We start from the raw sequence: 12,064 nt of genomic DNA, 5'->3' as shown, positions 1-12,064 counted from the left end.
CTCATCAGTGAAAATATCTCACAAATTCTTATTCACCAGCTTTATCACTACTAACGGCAGGAGGGTTATTGAACTTGGCTTCAAGCTCTCCCATACGTTGTTCCAGTAATGCCAGCTTCTCCCTGGTACGTAGCAGCACTTGAGTCTGCACGTCGAATTCTTCACGATTAACCAAATCCAAACGGGTTAACTGTGATTGCAGAACCAGACGGATTTTCTTTTCAACGTCGCCCCCGAATTCGCGAATGCCTTTTGGCATAGACTCATGCACCTGGCGGGCGATTTGTTCAATTTTTTTCGGGTCAATCATGATATTTCCCTAATTAGCTGTGTGATGATTCCCTCTAGTGTAATGCCTGATGGCAATTGTATAAACCTTCGCATATCACCATTTTGGTAATTGCTCCGATGAATCAATAGCGCTATAGTCGTAAGGCTTATTCTCAGGGCGGGGTGCAAGTCCCCACCGGCGGTAAATTGTGTTGCGGCATTCTTGTGTCGTGGTGCAAAAGCCCGCGAGCGCTCACGTTGCCTCTCTTTGGAGAGTGTAAGGTAGAGGTCAGCAGATCCGGTGTGATTCCGGGGCCGACGGTTATAGTCCGGATGGGAGAGAGTAACGGTATCTGACGAGCTTATTTATTGTATTAAATAACTCGCTGCGTTATTTCGGCTATTTTATTGATATAAAAGAATGGCCTTTTACTCCTCAAAGACCGCCCTGATTCTGGTAATCCATAATTTTAATGAGGTTTTTTACCATGAATCAGACCCTTCTATCAGATTTCGGCACGCCTGTTGAGCGTGTAGAACGTGCTATCGACGCTCTGCGTGATGGTCGCGGTGTTATGGTGTTGGATGACGAAAGTCGTGAAAACGAAGGTGATATGGTTTTTGCTGCACAAACGATGACGGTTGAGCAAATGGCTCTGACCATCCGCCACGGCAGTGGGATTGTGTGCCTGTGTATCACCGACGAACGCCGCCAGCAGCTTGACTTGCCAATGATGGTCACTAATAACTCCAGTCAGTTCCAAACCGCGTTTACCGTGACTATCGAAGCGGCTCAAGGTGTAACCACCGGTGTGTCTGCGGCTGACCGTTTAACGACTATTCGCGCGGCAATTGCGGATAACGCGAAACCTGCTGACCTTAATCGCCCAGGGCATGTATTCCCGCTGCGCGCTCAACCGGGTGGCGTATTGTCTCGTCGTGGTCACACCGAAGCCTCTATCGATTTAGTCACACTGGCCGGTTTTAAACCCGCAGGTGTGTTGTGTGAACTGACCAATGACGACGGCAGCATGGCTCATGCACCGGAAGTCGTTGAGTTCGCCAAATCGCATGATATGCCGGTAGTGACAATTGATGATCTGGCCGCCTACATTCAGGCTATCCAGCCTCAGGTGCAAAAAGTCAGCTAATCTGATAGCGATGATATCATCTGTTCATCGCGCGGTGTAAACACCGGGTTGCCTCTATTCTCCTGAATAGACCGTGGCCCGGTTATTTCTTTTTTGTCTAATTTCCGTACTGCCTCCTGTGTTGTTTCCCCCTTCAAATTTATTGAATATCTTCATCATTGTTATCCGGCTGTGTCATAAAAAGAAAGCGCGTAATCTACTGTTTAAGGTTTAAACACCGCTCTGTTTCTTAACAGTAAATGACTTAACAGTAAGGATTTGCAATGAAAACCTCTCGTATGCCTGCACTGTTTCTTGGCCACGGTAGCCCGATGAATGTGCTGGAAGAAAACAGTCACACCCAAGCTTGGCGTGCGTTAGGTGCTACTTTACCGCGTCCTAACGCGATTTTGGCGATTTCTGCCCATTGGTACACCCGTGGAACTGCGGTGACAGCTATGGATAAACCTCGAACTATTCACGATTTTGGTGGCTTCCCGCAGGCTTTGTTTGATACTGAATACCCCGCACCAGGCTCGCCTGCGTTGGCGGTACAAATCCAACAATTGTTGGCACCTGTCGCGGTGCTGGCTGACACCGGTGAGTGGGGCCTGGATCACGGGAGCTGGGGGGTATTGATTAAAATGTATCCGGAGGCAGATATTCCCGTGGTGCAATTGAGTATTGATGGCACCCAACCGGCGGCTTATCACTATGAGTTAGGCCGTAAGCTGGCGGTGTTGCGTGAGCAGGGTGTGATGATTGTCGCCAGTGGCAACGTGGTACATAACTTGCGAATGGTGAGATGGCAGGGAGAAAGCAGCCCGTATCCGTGGGCTGAATCTTTCAATCAGTTTGTGCGAGATAATCTGAGCTATCAGGGCGATAATCATCCGCTGGTGAACTTTATGCAACATGAAGGAGCCGCATTGTCTAATCCGTCGCCAGAACATTTCCTGCCATTGTTGTACGCACTGGGGTGCTGGGACGGTGAAGAGTCGATCTCGATCCCAACGGATGGGATTGAGATGGGGTCGCTTAGTATGTTGTCGGTTAAGCTTGGTTAGCATTGACGTTATAAAAACTAAAATCAGCGAGCCAAGGGTTGACCACTCCTACGGGCGCTTCGGCGGCATAAGCCGCTACGGCCCCAACGGAGTGTTTCCCCTTGGTTTAGCTTTATCAACAATTTTAAGGTGTTAGCTTTTCAGCTTATTCTTTCGCAACCTTAACCTAAAATGATATGTGGGTAAAAACGTGACAGATCTTGAGTGATCAATTCTCTGTCTTCACGCAAACCAATACCACATGGTTGATCATTCACCAGCCAGCTACCAATTAGCGTGTAGCTATCGCCGAATTTAGGCAGTGGATGGAATTGCTGAACAATCATGCCTTCTTCGCCGTATGGCCCATCAACGCGCGCGACTTCTTTGCCGTTTTCCACGATCTGGATATTGGCACCTTCCCGCGAGAACAGCGGCTTGGTGACATAGTGATCCATCTTGGGATGATCATCTTCAGCAAAATAAGCAGGTAACAGATTCGGGTGATTGGGGAACATCTCCCACAGCAGGGGCAATAAGGCTTTATTGGAAATAATGCTCTTCCACGCCGGTTCCAGCCAACGCACGCCAGCGTCTTCCAGTTTGGTGGAAAACATTTCGCGGAACATAAATTCCCACGGATAGAGCTTGAACAAGTTACTGATAACCTGATTATCCAGATCAGTAAATTGCCCCTTTTCCCCTAAGCCAATTTCTTCCATAAACATGAATTCAGTCGGCAGACCGGCTTCCAGTGCGCAATCTTGCAGATATTGCACGGTGCCGCGATCTTCTTCACTGTCCTGACAGCAGGCCAGATGCAGTAAGCTAAAGCCGTGGTTATCGCGCAAATCAGCAAAACGCTCAATCAGCTTCTCTTGCATGCTGTTGAACTGATCAGACTCGGCGTTCAAATTGCCCGCATTGATCTGGTCTTCCAACCACAGCCACTGGAAGAAGGCCGCTTCATACAATGAGGTCGGGGTATCTGCGTTATTTTCCAGCAATTTAGCTGGATTTATGCCGTCGTAGGCTAGATCAAGGCGCGAGTAGAGCGAGGGCTGGTTGCTTTTCCATGAGCTACGTACAAAATCCCAGCAATGTTTTGGAATGCGGAATTTAGCCATCAATTGATCGCTATTCACTACTTTCTCAACCACTTGCAGACACATCTGATGCAACTCAGCGGTGGTTTCTTCCAACTCTTCAATTTGTGCCAGTGTGAATTCGTAATACGCATCTTCACACCAGTACGGCTCGCCATGCATAGTGTGAAAACGGAAACCAAATTCGGTGGCTTTTTCACGCCAATCCGGGCGTTCGCTAATTGCTAAACGTTTCATTAAAGACCTTAGCCACCCATGCTGCGCGTACTGGTTTTGGATGAGGTAGCGGCACTACGCTGCATCGTAGACTGCTTAGCAACCGATTCACCAAAACCGCCACGGGTGATGGTATTGGTTACCGCGGGTTTCGGTGCCATAGCGGTTCTTGGCACGGTCATGGTGCGGCCTGTGGTGGCGGAGCCAAAGTTTTTACCGGTCGAATCGACAAATTTGCCGTTAGCCGGGCTATTAGGGGCTTTTGAGGTAAACAGTGGTTGACTTGCACCGCCACCCATCATGCGGCCCATCATGTAACCGGCCATCAATGGCATCCACATGCTGCCGCTTTGCTGCGGTGCTGCGGCTGTGGTTTCAGAAGATGATGACGTTGGCACCATACCTGCCTGAGCAGGGGCTTGAGTACACTGGGACTCACCAAATTCAGCCACACAATCTTCACGCGTTGCGTATTTTGGCGCTGTTTTAGCCGCTTCTTGCAACGCAGTATTATAAGCGGTGGTACATTCCGAACTCTTTGATGGATTCGCTTGTGAGCAATCATCGGCATTTTGATACAAAGAGACGGTTTCATCGGTTTTTTCGCAGCCAGCCAGCATAAATACAGCACTGACAGCCAAAGCTACGGGCGCAAGGCGGTAATTGCGCCAGGATTTACGGAAAGTCTCTTGATTGATGTTTTTAGTCCGTTTCATCATTTATTGTCTCATTTCCGGGCATTTGATGCCCATTCCCAGTAAGTTCGCTCTAGAATAGGGGAAATATGTATAAAATTAAAGCGTAGGGGCTAGCAAGCGGCAGACTTTACAAAGCTATACGAAATGCTGCCAGCAGGCTCACTTTTTTCATTGACGAAAAATGCTTGGCGGTGAAGAGATTGGAGGGAACTGAAAAACAAACCGGGTACGCTTGCCGCTGTACCCGGTGAGTTAGCGCTGCTTAAAATCAGTTACGGAATGGGTTGCCATTACGTGCTGGGGTAGCAGGTGTTGTTTGCGTTTGGCTTACCGGCGTTGCTGTTGGCGCTGCGGCCTGAGTGCTGTCGCCATCGGCGTAAGCATTCTGGTTGGCGTTATCCGGTGCCAGACTGGCCGCTGAGGTTGGGATGGGTTTATCCAAGACCTGATTCAGTGACGTCAAATCGTTCATGTTCAGCGTACCCAACGCATATTGAATATTTAACTGATTGATTAAATAGTCATAACGGGCATTGGCCAACTGCTGTTTCGCGTTGTATAAGGTGGTGGTCGCGTTCAAAACATCAAGAATGGTACGCGTACCAACTTGATAGCCAGCTTCCATTGCATCCAATGAACTTTGTGCAGAAACAACCACTTGCTTATAAGCATTGATGCTACTGATAGATGCTGAGATGTTATTGAACGAAGAGCGCACGGTTTGCACCATGCCACGATGCGCGCTTTCCAGTTGTTCGCTGGCACCCACAAAGTTGTACTGCGCTTGTTTCACCGCAGAATTGGTGGCACCCCCGCTGTACAGCGGCAAGCTCAATTTCAGGCTAACCTGGTTTTGGCCTGAATCATTGTTAACTTGCTGACTACTCGGTGTTCCACCGCTGTAACGGGTATTGGTAACGGAAGATCCTGCCGTCAAATCGATGGTTGGCATATAACCGGTTTCAGCTGATCTTATTTGCTCACGAGCCAAATCTTGGCTCAAACGGGCAGAAAGTAAAGAAAGGTTACGTTTTTCAGCTTCTTTCAGCAGGTTATTGACAGCCTCTGGGCGTTTAGTCTTTAAACGATCGACGCTCAATGATGCCAATTCAGGGTAGTAAACACCCGTCACCTGACGCAGATTCTCCAGCGCATTATCCAGATTATTACGCGCAGTGACTTCGTCGGCCAGCACGGTGTCGTAGCTGGCGCGGGCATTTTGCACATCAGTGATAGCAACCAAGCCCACATTGAAGCGTTGAGTGGTTTGATCCAACTGGCGGTATACCGACTGTTTCTGGGCTTCGGTGTAAGACAACGTATCAATCGCTTTTAACACGTTAAAATAGGCCGTGGCGGTGTTCAGAATCAGCGTTTGTTCGCTGGTCTGGAATACCACATCCTGAATACCCGCGGTTTTTTCCTGTAAGGTCAGGACACGCCATTTAGACATATCAAAAATGGTCTGGGTCAGTTGCAACGAGCCAGAGGTAGCATTGCTATCCGGGCTATTAGACGCATCGCGGAAACCATTGGTATAGGTATAACCTGCGCCTAAACCAAGTTGTGGTAGCAGCGGGCTGCGTGCTTGATTAATTTTTTCATATGCAGCATCGCGATCAGCAGCCGATTTGCGTAAGTCCGGGTTACTATCCCTGGCTTGCTTATAAACTTGCAGCAAGTTCTCTGCCTGGCTCATGGTACTGAAACCAGCCAGACTCAGCCCGATAAGAAGGGGGAGCAGTTTCTTCATTTGCAGTCCTTGTTGTGCAGCAGTTGTGCGGCAATATTACTATGGTAGCTGTCGATAGACGAATTGTTGCCGATTCTATCAGAGTCTGCCAATGGGATAAGGTGGCTGATTGTGCCATCCTGCCTTAATTTACTTAAATCTAACACAAAGCTAAATGAGTATTGAGACAACTAATCGGTATCGGCCATCTTTGTCAAATAATCTTTATCAAAAGCATTTCTATCCGCTAACTCTATGCCTGCTATTTTAAAATCCTGTAGCCTGTGGCGTTCGGTTGTCATCAAAAAGTACAATTCAGGCTTGATACTAATGTTAGGAGAGAAGTCTATGTCATCACTACAACCCTCACCGGTGACTTTCAATCAGAACGATGTGGAAATTATTGCACGAGAGTCATTGTATAAGGGCTTTTTTTCGCTGAATTTATATCGTTTTCGTCACCGGCTGTTTAATGGCGAAATGAGTGGTGAGGTCACGCGCGAGATTTTTGAACGCGGCCACGCTGCGGTGTTATTACCTTATGACCCGCAGCGTGATGAAGTGGTGTTGGTTGAACAACTGCGGATTGCCGCCATTGACAGCAGTGCGTCACCCTGGTTATTAGAAATGGTCGCGGGAATGATTGAGCAAGGCGAAACCGTAGAAGAGGTGGTTCGTCGCGAAGCAGAAGAAGAGGCCGGGATTCACATTGGCCGTTGTAAGCCGGTGCTTAGCTATTTGGCAAGCCCAGGCGGAACCAGTGAGCGTTTGTCGATTATGGTGGGTGAAGTTGGTGCCTCTACCGCGGCCGGTATTCATGGACTGGCAGAGGAAAACGAGGACATTCGGGTGCATGTGGTGAGCCGCGAGCAGGCTTATCGTTGGGTTGAAGAAGGTGCAATTGATAACGCAGCTTCAATCATTGCATTGCAATGGCTGGCGTTGCACCATCAATCGCTGAGAGCGGAATGGCAATCATAAAGAGAAGCGAGAAACAGTATGAGTAAGCGCTATACACCTGATTTCCCTGAAATGATGCGTATCAGCGAAACTAACTTCGCACAATTGCGTCGTTTAATACCCCGCATCGATGAAGTGGGTGAAAGTGTGGCTTATCAGGTTAAAGGCGTAAGTTATCGGCTGACAATTATCGAATCGACCCGTTACACTTCGGTGGTAGACATTGTGCAGACTGAGCCTGCTGTGAGTCACTGGAGCCTACCATCGATGGTCGTGCGCCTTTATCATGATGCCAAGGTCGCGGAAGTGTGTGCCAGTCAGCAGATCTCTCGCTTCAAAGCGAGTTATGATTATCCGAATAAAAAGTTGCATCAGCGGGACGAAAAGCATCAAATTAACCAGTTTCTTGCTGACTGGTTGCGCTATTGCATGGCACATGGCGCGGTGGCAGTTCCAGTTTGTTAGACAGACTTATAGTTTCACTGGTAGAACCTATCTGGTTGGTGAAGTGGCAAAAACAAGGACACCATTTGGAAAGCCTGTTTAAACTGCCTATGGCGAGTGGGGCCAAGGTCAGAATTTTACAAATAACAGATACTCATCTCTTTGCGGGGGAACATGAAACCTTGCTGGGTGTGAATACTTCCCGCAGTTATCGCGCTGTGCTGGAAGCGATTATCGCTGAGCAGCATCCCTTTGATCTTATCGTTGCCACTGGCGATTTGGCGCAGGATCATTCTGTTGCAGCCTATCAGAATTTTGCCAAGGGCATTGCTCGCCTGTCAGCACCTTGTGTTTGGCTACCGGGTAATCACGATTTTCAGCCCGCGATGGTCGATGCCTTAGCCGATGCCGGTATTGCGCCATCAAAGCAGGTTCTGGTAGGGGAAAACTGGCAGATTCTGTTATTGGACAGCCAGGTATTCGGCGTTCCCTATGGTGAATTGAGCGATTATCAACTGGAATGGATGGAGCGTTGCTTAGTCGCGCACCCAGAGCGTTATACGCTGATATTGCTACACCATCACCCGATGCCGTCAGGCTGTACCTGGCTGGATCAGCATAGTTTGCGCAATGCCCATGTACTGGCGGCGGTTCTGACGCGTTATCCACGGGTAACCACCTTACTGTGTGGTCATATTCATCAGGACCTGGATCTGGACTGGTATGGCAAGCGCTTGCTGGCCAGCCCTTCTACGTGTGTGCAGTTTAAACCGCATTGCACTAATTTTACGCTTGATACTGTGGCACCGGGATGGCGCTACCTCGATTTACTGTCTGATGGAACGCTTGAAACTGACGTTCGTCGATTAGCCAGTGATGAATTCTGCCCGGACATGGACTCGGATGGTTATTGATGAGTACTCTTTTATACATTCACGGCTTTAATGGCTCTCCCGGCTCGGTTAAAGCAACGACATTCAAAAGCTGGTTGCAGCAACATCACCCTCATATTGAGATGCTGATACCTCAATTGCCGCCTTATCCGGCGGAAGCCGCAGAAATGCTGGAAAGTATCGTAATGGATAAAGCTGGGCAATCCATGGGTATTGTTGGCTCTTCCCTTGGCGGCTATTTTGCAACCTGGCTTTCCCAGCGCTTCAGTATTCCCGCAGTGGTGGTTAACCCGGCAGTCCGGCCATTTGAGCTGCTCGGTGATTACCTGGGAGAAAATCAGAACCCCTACACCGGGCAACAATATGTGTTAGAGTCACGACACATCTATGACCTGAAAGTCATGCAAATTGAAAAGTTGGAATCACCGGATTTACTCTGGTTATTGCAGCAAACCGGGGATGAAATCCTCGATTACCGTCAAGCGGTGGCCTATTACACCCCTTGCCGGCAAACGGTAGAATCCGGTGGAAATCATGCCTTTGTTGGCTTTGATCACTATTTCTCACCGATTGTAACTTTTTTAGGGCTAGCGACCACCTGATATCAGGCGGTGTAAGCGCCACCGCCAGCCTTCCAACCATTAGCCGAATATTAATCAACCATGACTGAATCCAGCTATAACGCTGATGCCATTGAAGTACTCAGCGGTTTAGAACCAGTGCGTCGTCGTCCGGGAATGTACACGGATACCACGCGGCCAAACCACCTTGGTCAAGAGGTGATTGATAACAGCGTCGATGAAGCGTTGGCGGGTCATGCCCGTCGTATTGACGTTATCCTTCATGCCGATCAATCACTGGAAGTAATTGATGATGGCCGCGGGATGCCGGTCGATATCCATCCGGAGGAGGGCGTTCCGGCTGTTGAACTGATTATGTGTCGTTTACATGCCGGCGGTAAATTCTCCAATAAAAACTATCAGTTCTCTGGTGGTTTGCACGGTGTCGGTATTTCAGTTGTGAATGCCTTATCCAAGCGGGTAGAGGTCACGGTACGCCGCGATAGTCAAATTTATAGCATCGCCTTCGAAAATGGCGATAAAGTGCAGGAATTACAGGTCATCGGCACTTGCGGTAAGCGCAATACCGGTACCAGTGTGCATTTCTGGCCAGATGTCTCGTTCTTCGATAGCCCGCGTTTTTCAGTTTCACGCTTATCGCATTTGTTGAAAGCCAAAGCCGTGTTGTGCCCCGGCGTGGAAATCGTTTTCAAAGATTTGGTGAACAATACAGAACAGCGTTGGTGCTATGCCGATGGCCTGACTGACTACCTGATGGAAGCGGTTGATGGCTTGATTACCCTGCCAGAAAAGGCGTTTGTTGGCTCTTTCGCCGGGGATACCGAAGCCATAGACTGGGCGTTGTTGTGGCTGCCTGAGGGCGGAGAACTGCTGACAGAAAGCTACGTCAACTTGATTCCGACCATGCAGGGCGGTACTCATGTGAATGGCCTGCGTCAGGGCTTGCTTGATGCCATGCGCGATTTCTGTGAATACCGCAATATCCTGCCACGCGGTGTCAAACTCTCAGCAGATGATATCTGGGAGCGCTGCGCTTACGTATTGTCAGTCAAAATGCAAGATCCACAATTTGCTGGCCAGACGAAAGAGCGGCTCTCCTCACGTCAGTGCGCGGCTTTTGTCTCCGGCGTGGTAAAAGATGCTTTCAGCTTGTGGCTAAACCAAAATGTGCAGGCCGCAGAGCAACTGGCTGAATTGGCCATTTCCAGTGCTCAGCGCCGTATGCGTGCGGCCAAGAAAGTGGTGCGTAAGAAACTGACCAGCGGCCCGGCATTGCCCGGCAAGCTGGCTGACTGTACTTCGCAAGATTTAAGCATGACCGAGCTGTTTCTGGTGGAAGGGGATTCCGCAGGTGGCTCCGCCAAGCAAGCGCGTGATCGTGAGTATCAGGCGATCATGCCGCTGAAAGGTAAGATCCTAAATACCTGGGAAGTCTCCTCTGATGAAGTATTGGCATCACAAGAAGTACACGACATCTCAGTAGCGATTGGGATTGACCCTGACAGCGAAGACTTGAGTCAATTGCGTTACGGCAAAATCTGTATCCTGGCGGATGCGGACTCCGATGGTTTGCACATTGCTACCCTGCTGTGTGCGCTATTTGTGCGCCATTTCCGTGCGCTGGTGCGTAATGGCCACGTTTATGTAGCGATGCCGCCGTTGTATCGTATTGATTTAGGCAAAGAAGTATTCTACGCGCTGGATGAAGAAGAGAAAGCCGGTGTACTGGAGCAACTGAAACGCAAGCGCGGTAAACCTAACGTTCAGCGCTTTAAAGGGCTGGGTGAAATGAACCCGCTGCAACTGCGTGAAACCACCCTCGATCCTAATACGCGCCGCTTGGTGCAATTGACTATCAGCGATGATGATATCGATAAAACGATGGCTATGATGGATATGTTGCTGGCGAAGAAGCGTTCTGAAGATCGCCGCAATTGGTTGCAAGAGAAAGGAGATACCGCCGAGATTGAGGTCTGATTGATGACAGGGCAAAATCCATGAAGGTCACCTTAGAGGAGTTGCAGGCGTTTACCTCGGTAGTTGACTGCGGCTCTATAACGGCGGCGGCGGAGCAGCGCAGCCAGACCACATCGGGTATCAGCCGTGCATTGAGTCGGCTGGAACAGAAGCTGGCGACCACCTTGCTGCGCCGTACCACTCGGCGGTTGGAATTGACTGAAGAGGGCGAGTTGTTCCTCAGCCATGCGCGGCAGATTCTTGGCGCGGTAGATGATGCTGAAGAGCAAATCGCCCTGCGGCGGCTAAAACCGGCCGGTCGCTTGCGAGTGAATGCCGCGGCACCCTTTATGCAGCATGTGATTGTGCCGATGATCAGCGGTTTTCGCGCGCTCTATCCGCAAATCATTCTTGAGTTGAATACCGACGATCTGAATATTGATTTGCTGGAACAACGTACTGATATTGCGATTCGTATCGGTACGCTGCGTGATTCCACCATCCATGCCCGTTTATTGGGGGCCAGCCGGGTACGCATCCTCGCCAGCCCTGATTATCTGCATCGCCACGGCACTCCTCTTACCATCGATCAACTGGCCGATCACAGTTTGTTAGGATTTACTCAGCCGGAATCTCTCAATCAATGGTCATTACCTCATTTACCTGCCGGGCGCTCTGCTATCATTCCCAATCTGGCTGCGTCCAGTGGTGAAACACTGCGGCTGCTGGCCTTGCAGGGGGAAGGGATCGTCGAATTATCCGATTTTATGACCCGAGAAGATCAACTGGCGGGCCGTTTGGTCGAGGTGATGGCCTCCCAAACGCTGGAAACCTGGCAGCCGATTAACGCCGTGTATTATCGTAATACTCAGCTTGCAGCGCGGATTACCTGTTTTCTGGATTACGCGAGTGAGCAGATTAAGTTGCAGGGGAGCCACTGGCTCAGAGATTAGCGGCTAACACCGCTGCAACTTTAAGCCAGAAGGGTATTAGCCAAAGTAATTGGAGTTGCAGCAAGGCAGCAAACGAATG

At 49.6% G+C, this 12,064-nt stretch carries 12 protein-coding genes and 1 riboswitch; of the genes, 8 read left to right on the top strand and 4 right to left on the bottom strand.

The features are described from left to right. Positions 1 to 28: 28 nt before the first annotated feature. A complete protein-coding gene (gene ubiK / locus YALDO0001_RS15485; RefSeq protein ID WP_004704472.1) occupies positions 29 to 310 on the bottom strand; it encodes a ubiquinone biosynthesis accessory factor UbiK in 282 nt (93 codons plus the stop codon). A gap of 125 nt (positions 311 to 435) precedes the next feature. Next, positions 436 to 619: riboswitch (FMN riboswitch) on the top strand. A gap of 139 nt (positions 620 to 758) precedes the next feature. Here ubiK and ribB point away from each other — a divergent pair. Next, the gene (gene ribB / locus YALDO0001_RS15480; RefSeq protein ID WP_004704471.1) at positions 759 to 1,421 is read left to right on the top strand and encodes a 3,4-dihydroxy-2-butanone-4-phosphate synthase; all 663 of its coding nucleotides are present in this window, start codon (positions 759 to 761) and stop codon (positions 1,419 to 1,421) included. Between the two features lie 263 nt (positions 1,422 to 1,684). After that, positions 1,685 to 2,467 carry a 4,5-DOPA-extradiol-dioxygenase gene (gene ygiD / locus YALDO0001_RS15475; RefSeq protein WP_004704470.1) on the top strand — a complete coding sequence of 261 codons (783 nt, stop codon included), beginning with the start codon at positions 1,685 to 1,687 and terminating at the stop codon, positions 2,465 to 2,467. Positions 2,468 to 2,628: 161 nt separating this feature from the next. Here the strand turns inward: ygiD and YALDO0001_RS15470 are convergent, their stop codons facing one another. From YALDO0001_RS15470 to tolC, 3 genes are all read right to left on the bottom strand, one after another. Next, on the bottom strand, positions 2,629 to 3,789 hold the full coding sequence (locus tag YALDO0001_RS15470; RefSeq protein ID WP_004704469.1) for a glutathionylspermidine synthase family protein: 1,161 nt from the start codon (positions 3,787 to 3,789) through the stop codon (positions 2,629 to 2,631). An 8-nt stretch (positions 3,790 to 3,797) separates the two neighbouring features. Beyond that, positions 3,798 to 4,484, bottom strand: coding sequence for a DUF1190 family protein (locus tag YALDO0001_RS15465; protein ID WP_042840248.1), 687 nt, complete (start codon positions 4,482 to 4,484; stop codon positions 3,798 to 3,800). A gap of 250 nt (positions 4,485 to 4,734) precedes the next feature. Then, the gene (tolC, locus tag YALDO0001_RS15460) at positions 4,735 to 6,219 is read right to left on the bottom strand and encodes an outer membrane channel protein TolC (RefSeq protein ID WP_004704467.1); all 1,485 of its coding nucleotides are present in this window, start codon (positions 6,217 to 6,219) and stop codon (positions 4,735 to 4,737) included. Between the two features lie 327 nt (positions 6,220 to 6,546). On the opposite strand from tolC, the gene nudF reads away from it, so the two are divergent. The 6 genes from nudF to YALDO0001_RS15430 all read left to right on the top strand — a co-directional run bounded on the left by nudF (position 6,547) and on the right by YALDO0001_RS15430 (position 11,985). After that, positions 6,547 to 7,179 (top strand): ADP-ribose diphosphatase, encoded by a 633-nt coding sequence (nudF, locus tag YALDO0001_RS15455; RefSeq protein WP_004704465.1) that lies wholly within the window; start codon positions 6,547 to 6,549, stop codon positions 7,177 to 7,179. A gap of 18 nt (positions 7,180 to 7,197) precedes the next feature. Beyond that, positions 7,198 to 7,623 carry a DUF1249 family protein gene (locus tag YALDO0001_RS15450; RefSeq protein WP_004704464.1) on the top strand — a complete coding sequence of 142 codons (426 nt, stop codon included), beginning with the start codon at positions 7,198 to 7,200 and terminating at the stop codon, positions 7,621 to 7,623. A 65-nt stretch (positions 7,624 to 7,688) separates the two neighbouring features. After that, positions 7,689 to 8,516: a 3',5'-cyclic-AMP phosphodiesterase gene (cpdA, locus tag YALDO0001_RS15445; RefSeq protein ID WP_042840238.1), complete on the top strand. Its 828-nt coding sequence runs from the start codon at positions 7,689 to 7,691 to the stop codon at positions 8,514 to 8,516. Next, positions 8,516 to 9,097 carry an esterase YqiA gene (gene yqiA, locus YALDO0001_RS15440; RefSeq protein ID WP_042840236.1) on the top strand — a complete coding sequence of 194 codons (582 nt, stop codon included), beginning with the start codon at positions 8,516 to 8,518 and terminating at the stop codon, positions 9,095 to 9,097. The genes cpdA and yqiA overlap by 1 nt, the downstream gene beginning before the upstream one ends. Positions 9,098 to 9,157: 60 nt before the next feature. Beyond that, positions 9,158 to 11,053, top strand: a complete 1,896-nt coding sequence (gene parE / locus YALDO0001_RS15435; RefSeq protein WP_004704462.1) for a DNA topoisomerase IV subunit B — start codon at positions 9,158 to 9,160, stop codon at positions 11,051 to 11,053. 20 nt (positions 11,054 to 11,073) lie between these two features. Beyond that, on the top strand, positions 11,074 to 11,985 hold the full coding sequence (locus YALDO0001_RS15430; protein WP_004704461.1) for a LysR family transcriptional regulator: 912 nt from the start codon (positions 11,074 to 11,076) through the stop codon (positions 11,983 to 11,985). Positions 11,986 to 12,064 lie beyond the last annotated feature (79 nt).

Origin of the sequence: Yersinia aldovae ATCC 35236 (assembly GCF_000173735.1) — a bacterium.
GTDB lineage: Bacteria > Pseudomonadota > Gammaproteobacteria > Enterobacterales > Enterobacteriaceae > Yersinia > Yersinia aldovae.
This window is presented reverse-complemented; position numbering and strand designations above follow the sequence as displayed.